The sequence below is a fragment of the Neolewinella persica DSM 23188 genome, from assembly GCF_000373105.1.
GTDB lineage: Bacteria > Bacteroidota > Bacteroidia > Chitinophagales > Saprospiraceae > Neolewinella > Neolewinella persica.
In genome coordinates this window covers 338,184-358,099 of record NZ_KB890414.1, presented here as the reverse complement: position 1 = coordinate 358,099, position 19,916 = coordinate 338,184, and the positions used below count along the sequence as shown (strand labels likewise).

8 protein-coding genes are annotated in these 19,916 nt (G+C 51.2%); 4 read left to right on the top strand and 4 right to left on the bottom strand.

Annotated elements, in window-relative coordinates:
* Positions 1–139 precede the first annotated feature (139 nt).
* Entirely contained in the window at positions 140–688 is a 549-nt protein-coding gene (locus tag B036_RS0102955; protein ID WP_026231628.1) for an RNA 2'-phosphotransferase, read from the top strand.
* Between the two features lie 196 nt (positions 689–884).
* Here B036_RS0102955 and B036_RS33200 read toward each other — a convergent pair whose 3' ends face one another.
* Together B036_RS33200 and B036_RS31570 are read right to left on the bottom strand one after the other, a co-directional pair.
* Positions 885–2,342: a mechanosensitive ion channel family protein gene (locus tag B036_RS33200; RefSeq protein WP_020567198.1), complete on the bottom strand. Its 1,458-nt coding sequence runs from the start codon at positions 2,340–2,342 to the stop codon at positions 885–887.
* 85 nt (positions 2,343–2,427) lie between these two features.
* Positions 2,428–5,091 carry a choice-of-anchor L domain-containing protein gene (locus B036_RS31570; RefSeq protein ID WP_052333905.1) on the bottom strand — a complete coding sequence of 888 codons (2,664 nt, stop codon included), beginning with the start codon at positions 5,089–5,091 and terminating at the stop codon, positions 2,428–2,430.
* Between the two features lie 473 nt (positions 5,092–5,564).
* Here B036_RS31570 and B036_RS0102940 point away from each other — a divergent pair, with 473 nt between their 5' ends.
* A complete protein-coding gene (locus tag B036_RS0102940) occupies positions 5,565–11,654 on the top strand; it encodes a T9SS type A sorting domain-containing protein (RefSeq protein WP_020567196.1) in 6,090 nt (2,029 codons plus the stop codon).
* Between the two features lie 175 nt (positions 11,655–11,829).
* Here B036_RS0102940 and B036_RS0102935 read toward each other — a convergent pair whose 3' ends face one another.
* Complete coding sequence (locus B036_RS0102935) at positions 11,830–13,083, bottom strand: 3-phosphoshikimate 1-carboxyvinyltransferase (protein WP_020567195.1); 1,254 nt, start codon at positions 13,081–13,083, stop codon at positions 11,830–11,832.
* Positions 13,084–13,441: 358 nt separating this feature from the next.
* On the opposite strand from B036_RS0102935, the gene corA reads away from it, so the two are divergent.
* Positions 13,442–14,527, top strand: a complete 1,086-nt coding sequence (corA, locus tag B036_RS0102930) for a magnesium/cobalt transporter CorA (protein WP_020567194.1) — start codon at positions 13,442–13,444, stop codon at positions 14,525–14,527.
* Positions 14,528–14,602: 75 nt separating this feature from the next.
* On the opposite strand, the gene B036_RS0102925 is transcribed toward corA, so the two are convergent.
* On the bottom strand, positions 14,603–15,028 hold the full coding sequence (locus B036_RS0102925; protein ID WP_020567193.1) for a Dabb family protein: 426 nt from the start codon (positions 15,026–15,028) through the stop codon (positions 14,603–14,605).
* Between the two features lie 62 nt (positions 15,029–15,090).
* On the opposite strand from B036_RS0102925, the gene B036_RS0102920 reads away from it, so the two are divergent.
* Positions 15,091–19,878, top strand: a complete 4,788-nt coding sequence (locus B036_RS0102920) for an excinuclease ABC subunit UvrA (protein ID WP_071596753.1) — start codon at positions 15,091–15,093, stop codon at positions 19,876–19,878.
* The last annotated feature ends 38 nt before the right edge of the window (positions 19,879–19,916 follow it).

Below are 19,916 nucleotides of genomic sequence, written 5' to 3'. Positions count from 1 at the left end.
CTGCAACCCTGCAACCCTGCAACCCTGCAACCCTGCAACCCTGCAACCCTGCAACCCTGCAACCCTGCAACCCTGCAACCCTGCAACCCTGCAACTTTTCCACAACAAAAGACCGTTTCCACAGGAAAAGACACTTAAAATGGACCCAAGAAAAATAAAACGCGCCAGCCGAAAGATCAGCCTGGTGCTACGGCATCAGCCGGAAGCGATCGGCATCACCCTCGACAAAAACGGCTGGGCGAAGGTAAGCGAACTCCTTAGCCGTATGTCGGCTAACGGCTACCCGATGAAACGTGAGGACCTGACGATAATCGTAAGAGAAAATGATAAAAAACGTTTCAGCTTTAGTGCTGACGGACGAAAAATTCGTGCCAACCAGGGACACAGTATTGACGTAGATCTCCAACTGGAGGCTACACCCCCTCCCTCAAAGCTCTTTCATGGTACTGCAACGACCTCTGTGGAGTCAATTCTAAAGTCTGGTCTTAAGCCTCAAAAACGTCAGCATGTTCACCTGAGCGTGGACTTAAAAACCGCTGCGGCGGTTGGTAGTCGGCATGGCCGACCGGTCATCCTTGAAATAGATGCAGCAGGTATGGCCAGAGATGGCTACGAATTCTATTGCTCGGTCAACGGTGTTTGGTTGGCAGGAGGAGTACCTGTGGAGTACTTGTCGGTGAACTGGTGACTTTCTACCTAAACCTCGATTTGGGCGGAGCGCCGCCTTCAGGCGTGAGTGGTGGCAGCCAAGTCGATTAGCTAAAGTCTCTATAAGCTCAGGACTAAGAGTTCATTATTCACCGTAAATAGCTAGCTGAGATTAGTTTGTAGGAGGGCTGGTTTGCATGCCGTTCTATGCTGTGCATATCTTATCTCCCTGTACACTACTCTTTTGTTTCAGCAGGCGGAGGATCTTCCTTAATTCCCGGTAAGCCGCCCCGTATCCACAGATCGCGTTGAGGGAAGGGAATTTCGACACCCCTGGCCCGAAAGGCGGCATCAATAGCGAACCGGAGATCGCTCTTTATGGTTTCTACCCGGATAAAATCGCGTGACCAGAAAAGCACCTCGAAGTTCAGGGAAGAATCGCCAAAATCAAGAAAACGAACGAATGGCATGGGGTTGTCCAGTATCCTTGGATGTTCGTTGGCAACCTGCTCCAGAATTTCTTTGACCAAACTGGTATCGGAACCATAAGCAACACCTACAGTAACGTGAAATCGGGCTTTTCGCTCGATGTGGCTCCAGTTGGTAACGTTTTCCCCGATCAACTTGGAGTTGGGGACGAATACGATGATGTCGTCGCGGGTTTCCACGATGCTGGTCCGGGCGCCGATCCGGCGCACGGTGCCTACCTGGTGGCCGGTAAGTTCCACCACGTCGCCTACTTTTACGGACCGTTCAAACAAGATTATGATGCCGCAAATAAGGTCATTGAAAGTTTGCTGAAGCCCGATACCGATACCGACCAATAAGGCGGCGGCACCGGTCCATATTGCGATCAGGTTAAAGCCCGCTGCCTGAATCACCAGAAGAATACCGATCAGGTAAGCAAAATAGGTAAAGAGTCTGTTGATGGCAAACTGGCTCCCTGTATCTATTTTACTACGTTGATAGTACCCCCGGAGCAGGAAGGAAACAAAGAAATTTATGGACAGACTGATCAGGAAGAAAAGAAAAATGGTGTTAGCTAACCGACCAACGGAGAAAGAGAAACCTTTCGTATTGCCAGTGGGCAGCTCAAATAATTCGTAAGGAGCCAATCCCGTATCATTGATGATAATAATGATCGCCAGCATGTAGAGCACGGGCTTAAGCCATTTTATTCTTTGCGGCAGGCCGGTCTCTTCGGTGATGGTTGCCCCCGTTTGTTTGGCCTTTGTGCGCTTACGGTGGAAACGCTGGGTCAGCACTTCTCCTAGTACCAGGTCAAGCACATTGGCTACCACGAAGGCCAGAAACGCTTTGATCAGGGTACTGATGCGGATGATGAACTTCAGCGGGTTATCATTCGCCGCATCAGGGTTCTCCATTTCGAACTTCTTGAGCTCTTCAGCCGTCAGGAGAGATTCTTCGACCAATTTGTAGTCGAGGTTGAAGACACGCAGTACCACCACCACAAAAAAGCTGAATAACAGTAGCCGGGTTACTCGCAGCGTCCGGACACGGTTTTTACTTGAGGTCGCCTCTTTACCGAAGTACCAAGGAAATACCTTTCGATGTAATAATCGATAGATGCCCAGCAGGAGTAATGCCATGGCAATTATCTCAAGGGCCTGAAAGAGGTTGATACTGAACAGACCCCGATATTCCAGTAAAATGATTTCTCTTAATTGTTCCATGGCAGTTATGCGAATGTAACCGGAATTTTTGGAACATGCACTAGTGGGGCAACCTGGAAATACTTCCGGACTGGGCCGCTGAAAATTACCGCATCAGGATTACTGTACCTGATTCTCGTTGTAACTCACCGGTGGTTAACCGTACCTCCGTTGTCCAGATGTAGGCCGAGATACCCGCCAGCTGCCCATTGAGCATGCCATCCCAGCCCCGGCGACCGTCGTTTGGCGGGAAGTCGTAATCCTCCCACAGCAGCTCTCCCCACCGGGAGAGAACCTGAAAGGAAAGGATACGCTCCACCTGCAGTGGGTTGGCATAGATGGCGACATAATCATTCGTGCCATCACCATTCGGGGTGAAGATGTTAGGAACATAAACCGGGATGCGACCGTCAACGGCAACAAAGGTCACGAGGCTGTCGGTACAACCATACAGATTGTCGATGGCCAGACTAATGGGCTGGCTGCTGGGTGCACTGACCGTTGGCGTGGGGCAGGTTGGGCAGTCAAATAATTCCGCAGGATGCCAACGGTAGGCCACAATCTGATCCGGGGGTACAAAGTAATCTGGGATTACCTGAGCGCTGCCGGCAATCTCCTGAGGCACAAAGCTTGGTAAGCGGGCCGGCCGGCGGGTAGCTTTAGGAAAGAAGAAGTCTTGTTGCGTAATCTCACAACCTACTGCGTCCTTAATTCGAAGCGTGTAGTACTGGCCTTCGTTTAGGGTCTCAAAACCAGTTCGGTCGAAGTAATTAACACCGTCAATACTGTAGGCATAGGGTGGCCTGCCGCCACCGGCTGACGGCATGAGCGGGGGGCGTTGTACTTCAGTACAGGTGATTTCTACGGGAGTCAGCGGGTCTGGATCCCTAAGGTTCAACGTGCGTTCACTGGTGCAGCCCAGGGCATCCGTAACCCGCAGCGCGTAACTGCCCGCAGGGAGATTTTCTATAGTCAGGCCCGGTGGGTTGATGCCCGTCCAGTCGTATTGATAAGGCGGCACGGTAGGGAGGTGAGTCACTGAGATGGCACCATCATTTTGGCCCGCGCAACTCGGGTTGGTAAGCCGGGGATTAATGGCTGGCTCGAAGAAGTCAGCCCGGAGTACTTCGTCTACAACGATGCGGCAAGCCCGGTCTTCGACGGAGATGATGCGATAATTGCCGCCCCGGTTAATGGGCCAGGCTTGCCGCCCGTCGTCATTGAACTGCCGGGTCTCCAGCGGACCGCCGTTCAGCTGGTAAGTAACGGTGATGGGCGCCGTACCGGTAAGGTCGAGGATGATGGCCTGGTCTTCGCCCCGGCAGGCCTGCAGGTCTTGAGTGGGAAGACTTAAGGCTGGCGGGACACTGCTAAACGTTGCAATGGACCGACTGACGGCCTGCCCGCACGCATCCGTCACCGTGAGATCGATCGAAATGGGTAGAGGAGGCGTTAATCGTGGTTCTGCTTCCGTGCTGCCAAAGCTCCATTGGTAACGAAAAGGAGGGACCCCACCGCTTATTTCGGGCCGAAGAGTAGCCGTTTCGTTAGGGCAGTAGTAGGCTTCATCAAGTCCTACGGCCAGGGTGGCTGGCTCATTGATGATCAGTTCAATGGAGTCGGTGTAACAGGCGCAGGGAATGTCGAGATAGAGCCAGGCATTCTCGGGCCCTTCGGCAATGCCATCAGCGAAAGCAATGATGGGAATCTCTGCAAACATCGCCCCCGCAGGAATGGTGATTTCTCCGGTTCCAGCAGTAAAATCCACGCCCTCCGTAGCGGTGGAATTGTTGCCAATCCGGTAAGCAATGGTCTGAGGACGAGCCGGGTTACTTTCCGGACCTCGCTGGACGCGGAAGTTGGTGGTGGCACAGCCTTCAAAAATGGTGGGTGTATTGGTGGTGTCACCGCCCTCTCCGGTCAGGGAAACACTACCGCCGAGGTCAAAACTGCCAGCTTCGAGAAATACGGCGGAGTCAAGGTCACTGTCCTCAACATCTCCCACCACCATGCGGATGTGGTAAGTCTGACAAGTCTGAAGCGCTACGGTTGCCGTAAGGATGACGGTCTGCCCGTCGTACTCGATGTCCAGAAATCGGGGGCCGGGAGTAGCCGGGCCACCACAGTTGGCAATCCCTCGTACGCTGGGGAACTCGTTGTCGAGGTACAGCGCCCGGTTAGCAGAGTAGTTTACGTTATTGATGCTAACCGGCTGATTGGTGCCGGGGATGGTGGCGATATTGATTGCGTTATCGCTGAATGGTCCGTTGAGGCCCGGCCCGCTGATGAAGAAGCCAAATATGTCATTGAAGGCCGCGTCTACGAATTCACAATACTCTTCTGAAGCAAAAACGTAACGGAACGTAACGGTTGGCTGGAGGGGGATGAAGTCGAACTCAAGGCCGCTGCGGTCGAATATCTCCCCGGTACTGGCGAGGTCGAGATCAGGGTCGGGGGTAGTTCCTTCGAGTTCACTACCTACGTTGGTATCGTCATTGGGACCTGCTGCGTCGGCAATCTTACCGGTGGAGATGATAATGCCCCTGCCGAAGCCGACAATACTGTCAGGACCGGAGAAAAAACCGATGCCGTCGGGATTACTGCCGATCTGACGGATGTTAAAAATTGTTTCGCACTCACCAGAGGCGAAAACGTCCCTAACCAATCGATCGGCCTCGTAGTCTGGGTCGAGCGTAAGGCCCTGGCCCGTAAGCAACACGGGGACCAATGCCACTAAAGGCAGGTAGAATAGGTAGCGTAGTAGCGACAAATCTTAGTTTTTGGGAAAGGGGCGCTCGTTCTAAACGCAATTTTGGACAGCATGCTGGCCGAAGCTCAGGCAAGTATTATACCTTCGAAAGGTACAACCAAATGTAAACGTAAAACGGAGTACGTTTCGTGAGTCAGGAAAGGTATTCTTTCCGGCGTTTAGAATGCGGTGTAGTGGAGCCGGGCAACGGCGTAATGAAGGGGCGCGGCCGCAGGTGCAAAGCGGGAATTTAAGTAGCAGGGCAGGGCCAACGACACTTTTGCCTGCTCTTATCCGTCCCCGGGCCTGCACCAGCGGCCGCGCCCTGATTCCGGAAGGCCAGTAAAAGCGTTAAAAATCGACGATTTTACGAATAACTAGGTCCAATACATATAAAATTTATTGTGATCGGACGCAATTCACTAAATTTACGGTATAATCTCACGCCGGGGTGATGCTGTCTGCTACCTGTTCATCATCTCAAAACTTTTGTTATGCACAAGAATTTATACATCAATGCGTTCCGTTTACTTTTTTGTACGCTTCTTTTATCGACGACCATTTTTGCACAGGATCCAGGAAACAGCGATCGACGACCTTGCCAGCAAGACGCCATTGTTAGTCTCGCCTTTTCCGGGGCAACTGAGTTGAACACCTGTACGGATGACGATATTATGGATCGTATCCGTTTTCAGGTCAACACCTTCAATCAGGCTTACGCCTATGTGGTGGTGGATGAAGGAGACGTCATTCGCTCTATCGGTTTCAGCAACTTTATTAACTTCGATATGCTGCCCGCGGGTACGCTTCGGGTCTTCGCTTTTTCCAACTATGGGCGGATAACCGCCAGTGTTGGTGAAGACTTTAATACCGCAACCCTGTCCGTTCCCTGTGCAGGTCTCACGTCAAATTTCGTTACCGTCAATAATGGCACTTCCGGAGATGTTGTCATTGAAGCGGAGCAAGATCAATACGACATCTGTCTGGATGATGAACCGGATGTGCTGACTTTTACGTCAACTGCATCGAATGTCTACTTCATTTTCGTTAACTCTGATGGCCTGATCAACGCCATTAGCGACACAGGAGTTAACGACATTAATAATGCGACCCCTGGTATTTGCCGGGTGTACGCATTTGCCTCTCCGAACGGTGTTCCCGCAGGACCAGGAGAACCCCTCAGCCTGCTGGAAGAAATAACGGGCTGTGGTATCGGCCTTTCCCAGAATTTTATCACCTTGAACAGGGTGGAGGCTAACGGCGGTACCATTCTGACGGCCGACGGGGAAAGCAGTGTCCTTACCTGCCCGGGTGATGGCAACGATGACTTCATTGATTTTGCTGTTACGGGTACTTCGGGTGGAAATAACCGCATCATTATTACGGACGACCAAAACATAATTATCGGGTTGCCTGAGGGGACTACGGTGAACTTCGAAGATGCCCCCGTGGGCGTTTGCCGTGCCTGGAACCTTGCTTTTACGGGTGATTTCATTGCCGAAGAAGGACAGAATGTTCTGGAAGCACAACTGGCCAGCATTTGCCAGGACCTCTCCGATACCTTCGTCGAGGTGCGTCGTGAAGTGCCGGTCGGTGGTACCGTTTTGACGGTAGACGGACAAAGTGAAGTCCAGACCTGCCCCGGCGACGGTGAAGCAGACATCGTTGAAGTGGTCAGCACCGGAGCTTCCGGCGGATCACTGATCTACCTGATCACTGATGGGGACGGTAACCTGCTGGGCTCCAACACGGAGCCTAACTTCGACGTTGAAGGTGCCGGTGTAGGCGCTTGCCGCATCTACGCCCTTGCTTACCAGGGTAACCTTACTCTGACGGACGGCGTAAACGTCCCAACGGCTACGGACCTGGCGGACAATTGCTTCGACCTAAGCTCAACGTTCGTAACCGCCATTCGACTAGCTCCCGAAGGGGGCACAGTAGCCACCGTTGATGGAGAAACAGAACTAACTGTCTGCCCCGGCGACGGAATTGCCGATGATGTCTCTTTTGCCAGCGATGGTGCAGATCCAACGGCAAACTTTACTTATGTCGTTACTGACGCCAACAATAATGTTCTTGGTGTCCCGGCCGGCAATACGGTCAATTTTGACGGAGCCGGCTTTGGCGCCTGCCGCCTTTGGGGACTCAGCTACGTAGGTAGCCTGAGTATTGAAGTAGGAGATGATTTATTGAATGTGGAGCTGTCAGACGGCTGTTTTGACCTCAGTGATAATTTCGTAACCGTAAACCGGGAGGCGCCTGAAGGCGGATCTATTCTTACGGCAACGGGAGAAAGTAGCCTTCTTATCTGTCCGGGTGACGGAAATGAAGACATCGTAGAATTCGTGGTAACCGGGGCCACGGGCCCTGAGAACCGCCTGGTCATTACAGATGAGAACAACATCATCATTGGCTTGCCTGACGGTAACAGCGTTGATTTCGATGGAGCCGAGGTTGGTATTTGCCGGGCCTGGAACGTAAGCTTCTACGGAAGCTTTACGGCGGAAATTGGACAAGATGCTACGGTTGGCCCATTGGCGGAAGGGTGTAATGAATTGTCGGAAGACTTCGTAGAAGTCCGCCGCGAGATTCCCGCCGGTGGTACAGTCTTGACGACTGACGGTGACAGTGAGGTAGAAACCTGCCCCGGTGATGGAAACGCTGACGTGATTGAAGTGGTGACCAGCGACGCTTCTGGCGGCGAATTGGTTTACCTGATTACTGACGCAGATAACATCCTATTAGACTTCAGTGACACACCAAGTTTCGACGTTGAAGGCGCAGGCGTAGGTGCTTGTCGGATTTACTCCCTGACTTACCAGGGGAACCTGACGCTAACGCCCGGAGTAGATGTAACTACTACTGACCTTGCGGATAATTGCTTTGCGCTTAGTACAACATTCGTGAATGTTGTTCGCAGTATTCCAAACGGTGGTACAGTGGCTACTGAGGACGGTGAAACGGAACTTACCGTTTGCCCGGGAGACGGAGTAGACGATGAGGTGTTCTTCGCCAGCACCGGAGCTGACCCCGACGCCAACTTTATCTTTGTAATAACGGATGCAAATAACCTGATCCTCGGTATTCTCGCAGAAAATTCAATCAACTTTGAAGAGGCTCCCCTTGGTGCTTGTCGCGTATGGGGCGTGAGCTACGTAGGTATGTTATTGATCGAGGTGGGAGACGTCATTACCGAGGCTATGCTTGCCGAGGGTTGTTCTTCTTTAAGTGATAACTTCGTCACGGTAACGCGGGAACTGCCTACTGGCGGTACCGTACGACTCGAGAACGGGGCTACTGAAGCAACCGTTTGTCCTGGAGACGGGGTCAACGATATTTTGACTTTCGTTAGTGAAGGATCCATTGGTGAAAACTTCACCTTTGTCATTACCACTAACGACGGCAGTATTCTCGGCTTCCCTGCCAGCGCTTCCATTAACTTCGAAGAAGTCCCTCCCGGCACCTGCCGGCTGTATGGTTTGACCTACTCTGGCGACCTCATCGGAAACGTAGATGATAACATCAATACTACGGACCTTGCGACGGCCTGTTACGCACTCAGCGATAATTTCGTAACTGTAATACGCCAGGACGCAACGACCGGCCCCATCAGCACTGCTGATGGAGAAACAGAGATTCTGGCTTGCCCGGGAGATGCCTTCCCCGATGTTTTCCGGTTTGATTCTACAGGGACTACCCTGACGAATTTCAACTACCTGGTAACTGACGCTAATAACGTGGTGGTGTTCGTTGCCTTTACCGACCGGATCGACTTCGAGCAATTACCAGTAGGTGTTTGCCGCGTATACGGTCTGGGTTATGATGGCATTGTTTCTGCCAGGCCTGGAGATATTGCGGGTGAAGATCCGCTGGCTACTCAGTGTTACGCACTGTCTGAGAACTTTGTCACGGTAACGAAGGAACTCCCCGATGGAGGGACCATTGCTACCATTGATGGACTCAATGCAGTATCTGTCTGTTCTATGGATGGTGTTGCTGACATTATTGAGGTGGTAAGTACAGATGCAGTCGGAGCAGGGTTTACTTTCCTGTTAACCACAGATGAGAACATCATACTCGGCGTCTTTACTGACGCTCAGTTCGACTTTGATGAAGCACCTTTCGGCGTTTGCCGTATCTGGGGACTGTCCTACCAGGGCGACCTGACAGCATTTGGTGGCGATAACGCAACAACCGCGATGCTGTCAACGAGCTGTTTTGACTTGTCAGACAACTTCGTTACCGTAACCCGGGAGGACATTCTGGGAGGGGAAGTTTCACTTGGTTCCGGTGCTACGGAAGTTTCTACCTGCCCATCTGATGGTATTGCAGACCTGCTTTCCTTTACCAATATCGGTGCTACCGGTAGCAACTACCAGTACGTAGTAACCAATGAAGAAAACGAAGTATTGTCCTTAGTTGATGGCAGTAGCTTCGACTTTGACCCGGCAGGGCCGGGCGTTTGTCGCGTATGGGGCTTTGCCTATGCTGGTGACGTGGTGATAATGGTGGGAGACACCGTTACGACCGATGACCTTGCCAGTGGTTGTGCTGCACTTTCCGACAACTACATTACCGTAACCCGGGAGATTCCGGATGGCGGCAGTGTGAGTCTGGCGGACGGCACGAACATCGTCGATGTTTGTTCTGGTGTAGAAGAAGAGCCAGCGCTGCAATTCATCACCACTTCAGCTTCCGGTAGCTATACTTACCTGATTGCTCAAGACAGCATTGCCCTGACGGCCATCCCTTCTGATAGCTTCAATTTCAACATGGCCCAGAGTGGCGTTTACCAGGTATTCGGCCTGGCATTTGCCGGTAATCTCTCAATCCTTCCGGGACAGAATATCTTCCTAACGGATCTGTCTACCAGCTGTTTTGAACTCAGTGATACCTTTATCAACGTCGTTGTTACGGAAGTAGACGGTGCTACGATTTTGGGTAACGGAGAGGAAGAATTGTACTTCTGTCCGGAGAACCTGGAAGACGGCTTCGTTCGCTTCACGAACACCAGCGGCACGGCAAGTGACAACTATACTTACGTGGTTACCACTGCTACCGCTCAGCCCATCATACTTCAGGTCGTTTCCGGCGACAGTACCGAAGCCCTGCCACTCATGGAGTTGCGGGTATACGGTATTTGTTGGAGTGGGGAATTCGTAGCCGGGCCTGGCACTCCGCTAAATAGTGGCCTACTGGCCACAGGTTGTGTGGATATCTCCGATAACTACGTTACCATTTTCAACGATACACCGGAAGCCGGAGAAATCAGCTTCGACAACGTGCCAGCCACGGGTGTTTTCTGTACGGTGAATGGTGACGGTAACATTAGTGTATCTACTACCAGTGATAGTCAAACGGGTTACGCCGTGATCGTTACGGACACCTTTAATGTTGTCCAGCTCGTTTCTACAGACCAATCTAACGTAGACCTTGGCTCATTACCTGAAGGGCCCTACCGGGTCTGGGGATTGGCTTACACAGGTAATGTTGTTGCTCAAGTTGGTGACGACATCGCTGTCGCCGTATTGGCCGACAACTGCTACGAGCTCACCTCCTCGTTCCTGGACGTTACCTATGCTGGTAGCATCAATGCCGGATTCCTGACCAACCTGACGACGGAAGGAACTGGTGATACGATTCGCTGGTGTATAGCCGATGGTGATAACCCAATCGCCGTAGTAGATGCTAGTGTAAGCGGACCGAACTACCGCTACCTCGTTACCGACCCCAATGGCCGCGTGCGTGCTACTAATCTACCAAGTCCGATCATTCCTTTCCAGCCCTTTGGTCCCGGAGAATACCGCATCTACGGCTTTAACTACACTGGAATGAGCCTGGTTGGTATCAACCAGAACATCAACACAACATTACTGGCTACGGGATGTGCCGCGCTGTCGACTAATTTCATTACCGTGATTTATGTTGATCCCGACGGAGGCATGGTCACCACGACAGCTGATGAAACAGAAGTCGAAGTAGAAATAACCGGTACCGGTACGGACGCTACGGCGATCGTCTCCTTCATGACAACTTCCGATTCATTAGACAATTTTGTTTACGTCGTAACCAACGAAGACAATATGCTCCTCGCCATTAGCGAGAGCGCTACGATCGACTTTGGTCTGTCTGGCGTTGGTGTTTGCCGTGTTTGGGGCCTGGCTTACACTGGGGAGATCATTGCCGGTTTGAACGACGATGCCCTGGCTACTGAACTAACCGACGGTTGTTTCGCACTTAGTGGTAACTTCGTTACCGTTACCCGCGTCGATGAAGTTGGCTTCGATAACCCCGGTAACGATGAGGAAAATGCCCTCATCTCTTCCCTGATAATGACTGCCCGACCAAACCCCGCAAGTGGTAACGTAGTTTACCTCGACATCGAAAGCCTGGGTGGCATGCCCGATGGAACGGTTTACGTACGCGACATCAACGGCGTTGCTTACTCGGTGCAGCCGTTAGTAAGCGGTGGTAGTAACTCCACTACCTTGTCCCTTGATATCGGTATGCTACCAGCTGGAATGTACTTCGCTCAAGTGGCGACGGAAGAGGGACTGCAATCCGTACGATTTATGAAGCGGTAGGCGATCACTGTATTAAAACCGTAAATTGAAAAACCCTCCCGGAGCTGTTCCGGGAGGGTTTTTTAATTATGGAGCTTTTCAATTAGCTTCTGGGTGAAGTGTTTGCCGGGCGCGGATTCATGCGCATGCGGAGCGGTAGGCGGTCGCTCGCTGCTGGTGCGGCTTTGACTTGTTGTTATTCTTTTACCACAAACCCCAACCGCTCAAAATCCCGGTAAAAATCAGGGTAGCTTTTGCCCACCACCTCGGGGTCTTTGATCCGGATGGGGTGCAGCAGGGCTAAGGGGGCCATGGCCATGGCCATACGGTGGTCGTGGTAGGTGGCGAAGGTAGGTGCGCCGGCGCTGAAGTCAGCCTTGCCTTCCTGGGCGAAAAGTTGTTGGCCGGGGCCGTCACCACTCATGTGGGCGGGAATCTTGTAAAGGGAAATACCCATTTTTCCGAGTTCGGTTTTCATGGCGGCAACGCGGTCGGTTTCTTTGATAAACAGGGTTTGCAGACCACTGTAGAGGGCATGGATGCCAAGGCCGGCACAGGTGGCCATCAGCGTCTGGGCGATGTCCGGGCATTCCACGAAGTCCTGCTCGAAGAGGGGCGGAATGGCAGCACCAACGGGTTTCTGGATGCGGAGGCCGGTATCGTTGAAGGTGGTGGTAACTCCGAAACGTTCGTATAGCTTAGCCACCACGGCGTCTCCCTGGACGCTGTCCGGAAATAAGCCGTCGATCTGGAGATCAGCGCTGTCTGCCAGGGCCGCAAGGCCGTAGTAGTAGCTGGCGGCGGACCAGTCGGCTTCGACGGTAAACTCCCGGGGCTGGTAGGCCTGAGCGGGTACGACGATGGTCTGGCCGTCCCAGCTGCTCTGCACTCCGAAGTACGCCATCAGCGACAGGGTCATCTTGATGTATGGAATACTGACGATCTCTCCATCGAGGGTAAGCCGCAATCCGTTGGGTAGTGTAGGGGCCAGCATCAGGAGGCTGGAAATGTACTGGCTGCTGGTATCGGCAGCTATGGTGATCGCGTCGGTCCGGTCAAGGGCGGAGTAGCCGATTTTTAGGGGTGGGTAGCCTTCTTTTTCGGTGTATTCGATGTCGGCGCCCAACGCTCGTAAGGCGTCGACCAGAATACCGATGGGTCGTTCTTTCATACGTTGGCTCCCGGTAAGTACCTGGTAGCCCGGCCGACGGCTGAGGTAACCGGTGAGGAAACGGAAGGTGGTACCAGCGGGGCCGGCGTCCAGAATTTCATCGTTGCTGGCGAGCATCCGCTCAAGGCGGACGGTATCGTCGGCCGCAGCAAGGCGATTAATCGGGAAGCCCCCCGGCGTCAGCGCCCGGATAATCAGCGCCCGGTTGGCAATTGATTTGGAGCCGGTGAGCGCAATGCGTCCGGTGAGGGTAGGGTTGGGGTGGCTGAGTTGGTACATGGTAAAAATAAATAAATGCACTTACTCCCCCTTCTTAAGGCCCGTCTTACTGAGGATGGGCTATCCTGAACGCTGCGCGTTTATCGAGGAAGTAATCGCTGTAAACCACAAAGGTAAAAATGTTGCCGGACGAAATGGGATCGGAAAAGAGCGAACGTTTGTATCGTTTTTCGGTTTTACGCCGTGGAAGGCCGTAACTGCATGGTCGTGAAACGTAGGTAACTGCCCCCTTTTCCTGCTCTTTTATATTCTTACTCTGCACCCGCGGCCCCGCCTTAAAGAGTTCATAGTTCAATAGTTCATAGCGCTATGAACTATTGAACTATTGAACTACCTTACGGCACCAATACCAACCATTATGCGTATCACCCGCCTCGTCAAAACCGCTACGGACCGTGCGGGTATCACCAGAACTGCTCCAGGTGCACCTCCCGGTACCATGGTCTACACCGGCCGGAAAGAAATGGAAGAGGTGCACGTTCATCTGACCCATTACGATGTGGATAATTTTAATTGCACGACAATGATTGGTGAAATTCCGGAGGACAACGCGCCGGGAAAAACTACCTGGTACGATGTGCGCGGCCTGCACCGGGTGGAATTCATTGAAGAGTTGGGAAAGGCTTACGGTATGCACCCATTGGCGATGGAAGATGTAGTTGATGTGCAGCAGCGTCCTAAAATGGAAGCTTATCAGGATGGCATACTACTGCAACTTAAAGCCTTCGATTTTGATCGCAAGACCCGTGATCTGAGTATCGAGCAAGTATCGATCTACCTTACCGATGAAACAGTCATCAGCTTTCAGGAAGATGCCGGCGATCTTTTCGAGGCCGTCCGTAACCGTTTGGCATCCTCCAGCGGTCGCATCCGTAGCAAGGGCCCTGATTACCTGGCGTACGCCCTGATCGATAATATCACGGACCGGTATTTTTCGGTGCTCGACAGTATTGAGGAAACGCTGGACGAGCTGGAAAACGTGATCCTGAGCGACCCGGAACCCCGCACCAAATCTCAGATTCACGACCTGCGGCTGGCGCTGCTGACCATGCGTAAAAGCACGAGTCCAACCCGGGAATTGACGGGTAAATTCGGCGATACGGAACACCGGCTGGTATCGGAGGATACCCAGCTTTACGTACGGGACCTTAAGGATCATATTATTCAGGTGACGGACCTGGTAGAAACCTACCGCGACGTAACGAACGGTTTATACGATCTCTACGTCAGCGAAATAAGCTTTCGTATGAACAGTGTGATGCAGACCCTTACCATCGTCTCCACCATCTTCATTCCTATGGGCTTCTTAGCGGGTGTGTTCGGGATGAATTTTGCCGTGATGCCGGGCCTGGAAAACCCTTACGGGTACTATATTTTGTGGGCGGTGATGGTCATTATTGCTGGCTTATTGTTGCTGTGGTTCCGGAGTAGAAAATGGATATGAGAAAGAATGAAAGGGATGAGTCCAGTACCGACAAGGATAGCTAGCTCCTAGTGCATGGAGCCATTCACTCACCCACTACTTTGTCCAATAATCCAGTACCAGTACATCTTTCAGGTGTGGGCCAAGTAATTCTACGAAGGCCTGGTGGTCAGGATGGGGGAGGTAGACGGCACGGTCAGCTTCGCTTTTGAACGTGACGAAGAAGATGTGAGTGAGCCCTTTGTCTAATCCCTCCGGGCTGTTGTTGGTGCCCCATTCGAAGTCGTGGATTTGCGGAATCTTATCGGCCAGGTCAATAAACGCCTGCTCTACTTCCGCAACTCCGTCGGGATAGCTTTCTTCATTGAAGGAGAACATGACAACGTGACGAAGCAGGGAGTCTGGAGCGGCAGCGGCCATATCAACGGACAGATCTGTAGTGGTTTCTTGAGTGGTTTCCGGGGCTGGTTCAGAAGAACAGCTTAATAAGAATAGTGGCAGTGCAAAAAACAGGTATTTCATTGGGGGAAGATAGGGAAGGAAACTGGGTGGGCAGGCAAAATTTATTTCTTTAATTTCGCGGAATGAACTCAAGGACAGGTCCAGAAATTGTTATTGAAGGAGCGAGAACAAACAACCTGAAGAATATTTCCCTGAGTATTCCACACAACAGGTTTATAGTGGTGACTGGAGTATCGGGCTCGGGAAAGTCGAGCCTTGTATTTGAGGTAATCGCCAAAGAAGGACAGCGGAGGTATTTTGAAACGCTGCCTTCTTTTGCACGGCAGTTTATGGGGAAATTGAACCGTCCTGACGTAGATGAAATTGAAGGGCTTTCTCCAGTTATTGCCATTGGACAACGTACGACAGGAATGCATGCCCGTTCCACTGTCGGAACCATGTCAGACATCTATGATCTATTGCGGCTGTTGTTTGCCAGGACAGGAACTACAACCAAAAATATTCAGCTTTCTCGCGGGCTCTTTTCGTTTAATTCAGCCATTGGTAAGTGTAAACGATGCAATGGTATTGGTAAGGAGGAACAAATAGACCTTAAGCGGCTTATTGCCTTTCCAGAAAAATCAATTAGAGAAGGCGCCCTGGTACCAACGTTACCAAATGGGTACATTATGTACTCGCAGGTAACCATTGATGTGTTGAATCAAGTTTGCGAAGCCGAGGGATTTAGCGTTGATATTCCCTGGAATAACTTGACGGAGCTTCAACGCGGGGTGGTTTTGAATGGAAGCGATAAAATCAAAGTGCCTTTCGGAAAGCACAGCCTTGAATCACGGTTGAAATGGACAGGTATTAAGGCCAAACCCCGGGAGGAAGGATATTATAAAGGAATGATTCCGATCATGTCGGATATTCTCAGGCGAGATCGGAATGCGAATATCCTCAAGTATGTACATTCTCTGACTTGCCAGGCATGTAATGGCACCCGTCTGAACGACAATGCGCTGAGTGTTGAGGTTCATGGAAAATCAATAGCGGATGTAGTGCCCCTTGAATTGAACGAGCTTAAGTTATGGATTCAATCAAATAGCTGGGGGAGGGTAGCGCGTGAAATCGTCGAAAAAATTGAAACCCAGGTTGATTTGTTGGAAGACTTGGGGTTGGGGCATTTAACGGTGAACCGTTCCTCAAAATCACTTCGTCCCAGCGAGATCCAGCGTATTCGGGTGGCCAATCAAATCTTAGTTCCGTTAAGCGATGTGCTTTACGTTTTTGATGAGCCTTCTATAGGACTGCACCGAGCAGAAAACGAAAGGTTGATTTACCATTTTAAGCAACTCGTAAAAAAAGGCAATACGGTCATCGTTGTTGAGCATGATCTGGACACCATCACCAGTGCTGATCACGTCATAGAGATCGGCCCGGAAGCGGGTATCAATGGAGGCGAGGTTGTTTTTAATGGTGCATTTTCAGCGTTTTATCAAAAGAAGGCGCTGGAAAAAACCAGCCCAACTTACAGAGCGATTAAAAGCTCAGGCAGGAGGACTAATTCACCTTTGGCAGCATTGCCAAAAACAAAGAGCGGTTCAATTAAGCTTATCGGGTGTCAGGAAAGAAATCTGAAAAACATTGACGTTGAATTTAAGCTGGGAAAACTCAATGTGGTAAGTGGGCGATCAGGTGTTGGGAAATCCAGTTTAGTAAAAGGTACCTTGCTAAAATTAGTACGGCAGCAGTTGGGGATGAAAACTGGTGAACCCGCTAAGCTGACCAGTTATGAAAATATTGACGCGGTCAATAAACTGATTTTTATAGATCATTCTCCAATAGGAAAAACACCACGCAGTAATCCGGCTACCTATCTGGGGCTGTCAGATCATATCCGTGACCTCTACGCTGGTTTGCCCGAATCAAAAGCTTTGGGCTTCACCAGGTCCCGATTCTCCTTTAATAATAAAGGCGGACGTTGTGAAACCTGTCAGGGTGCAGGTAAAACGCAAATAGGAATGCACTTCCTTGGCAATGTGGACTTGGTCTGCGGCACCTGCAACGGAGATCGGTTTAATGAAAAAACCCTTCAGGTAAGGTACAGGGGACGGTCAATTGCCGATACGTATAAAATGTCCATTGATGAGGCCGTTACTTTTTTTGGAGATCAGAAAAAAGTGCTGACCGGTCTTAAAATTTTACAAAAAATAGGACTTGGGTACTTAACGCTCGGGCAATCCTCCACAACACTTTCCGGGGGAGAATCGCAGCGCATTAAAATTGCCAACCAACTGCAGAAAAAAGATACCGGGGATACCCTGTACGTGATCATCGAACCAAGCATCGGATTGCACCACGATGATATTCAATCGCTGCTCCTGTTATTTGACCGCGTTAAACAACGGGGCAATACCATAGTTTGTATCGAGCAAAACGAAGCGATTATTGATTGGAGCGATTGGCACACTGAACTCGGACCCAAAAGTGGCGCAGCGGGAGGCAATATTGTCTATCAGGGACCTCCAAGGACGGGGCTGGAAAGCGACGGCAATGAGGTCAAAATAGAAGTTGCCGACACGCCGCCCGTTCATCCTGAAATAATCCTGAATGGCGTAACGACGCATGGGATTAAAAATATTGATGTTCGTTTTCCAAAAAATCAGTTGACGGTAGTCACTGGCGTTTCTGGAAGTGGAAAGTCTTCTTTGGTGTACGATACCTTATTTGCTGAATCTAACGCCCGCTTCACGGAGTCTTTATCGACCTACAACAGAAGCTTTCTCCAACAAAACAGTGAAGCTGAAATTGCTTCCTTCTCCGGTTTAGGACCAGCCATCGGGATTAATAGAAAGGGCGGCGCGCCTGCGAAGCGGTCAACGGTAGGCACGCTGTCGGGCGTGTACGATGCCTTCAGGTTGCTGTACTCCAGGATTGCTCAGCAGGAAGGAGAGGTTTTTACGGCCCAACATTTTTCCTTTAACCATCATCTTGGTGCCTGTCCGGATTGTGAAGGTCTGGGCGTGAAACGCAAATGCGACCCGGATAAGGTGATCGTTTCCCGGGAGAAATCCATCTTCGATGGTGGCGTAGCTAAGAATAAGGCAGTCCAGTATTACGCCGACGTAAACGGTCAATTCGTAGCAACGCTGAAAGAAGCCGCAAAACAAAATAACTGGACTATTGACCTTTCCTGGCAGCAACTGGACAAGGAAGTTAAGGATGCCATCCTGTACGGGACGGGCGATGCGGTTTGGGAAGTCGTTTGGGAATTCAATACCAGGTCAAGAACCGGAACACATGATTTAAGCGCAAAGTGGCTTGGCTTCTGCCGTTATATAGATGAGGAATACCAGCGAAAGCTCCGTAACAAGAACATCAAACATTTGGAAGAACTGTTGTACGACGAGGTGTGCCCAACGTGCCACGGAAGCCGCCTGAAACCAGCGTTATTAAATACGAAGTTTCTTGGTAGGAACATTCACGAGCTTGCGCAATTGAGTATTGAGTCTGCGCTTGAGTTAATGGAGCAAATAGAAGGCAAAGTAGATGCAACGGTGTTGGCCATCAGCCAGGTTGTTTTACCGACCGTCAGAAAATCGTTACAGACCATTGTTGACCTTGGCCTGGGGTACCTGAACCTGGACCGGAGCGTCAGCACCCTTTCCGGCGGGGAGCGGCAGCGCGTTATGCTCGCAGGTCAATTATCTACGCACCTGTTTGGCGTTACGTATGTCTTGGATGAGCCGAAAATAGGGCTGGATGAAGGGCAAATTGCCGTATTGTCAAAAGCTTTAAAAAACATTGTTGGGAATGGGAATACGGTGGTGGTAGTCGAGCACGATCCCTCTTTTATCCGAAGTGCCGATTACCTGATTGAAATGGGGCCGGGTGCTGGAAGGCTGGGTGGTGAGGTGATCTATCAGGGAAAAGTCATTGATGTCGCCAAAGCCAAACATTCCGTCACTTACAAGATGTTCCAGGACCAGCGTGCCGCGCCGGTTCATTGGCAAAAGACACAAGGTGCTCCCTTTGGGGTGGTAGGCGCGTTTGCCAATAACCTTAAGCACCTTGACGTCAACTTTTATTCCCGACAAATAACCGCTATCACGGGCGTTTCCGGAAGTGGGAAGTCTAGTTTGGTTAAGGAAGTATTGTATCGTTCCTGGCGGCAGCGCCGGCCGGTGAACTGCACCTCCCTAAATGGTATGGACCAATTTGAAGAGGTCTTGCTCATCGATCAGGAGTTGCTGACACAAAACAGGTTGAGTACCCCCGTGTCGTACACCGGAATTATCGAACATATAAAAACAGTATTCTCGAAAACAGCAGCCGCGAAAGCTGCCGGGCTGAAGAAAGCAGATTTCTCCTACCAAAGCAAACATGGAAAGTGTGCTGCTTGTGGAGGGTACGGGACGCTGAAAACGAGCATGGATTTTATGAGTGACCTCTGGCTTACCTGCGATGCCTGCAAAGGAATGCGTTACAATTCAGCGGTTCTGGCCTGTAAATTCAAAGCTCGTTCAATCGGAGAAGTATTGCGCATGACGGTGCAAGAGGCAATGGCGTTTTTCGAGGCCGGTCCCGTTGTCGAGAAGTTAGCTATTCTCCATCGGGTAGGCGTCGGACATTTGCTTTTGGGGCAATCGGGTAACACCTTGTCCGGAGGAGAGGCCCAACGGTTGAAACTGGCTAAATCCATGATGCAAAAGCGAAAAGGGGCGACTTTATACCTCTTTGACGAGCCGAGTACCGGCCTTCATTTTTTTGACATCCTGCCGTTGATCAAGGTTTTTCGATCAATCGTTGATCGGGGGGATACCATACTTTTTATTGAGCACAACAGTACCTTAATTGAAGCCGCAGATCGGGTCATTACGCTGGGGCCGGGTAGTGGTGCGCGCGGCGGGATGGTGATGGAAATGTAAAGGCGTTTGGGCGGGGACGCAGGTGCAGTGGGAGGTTT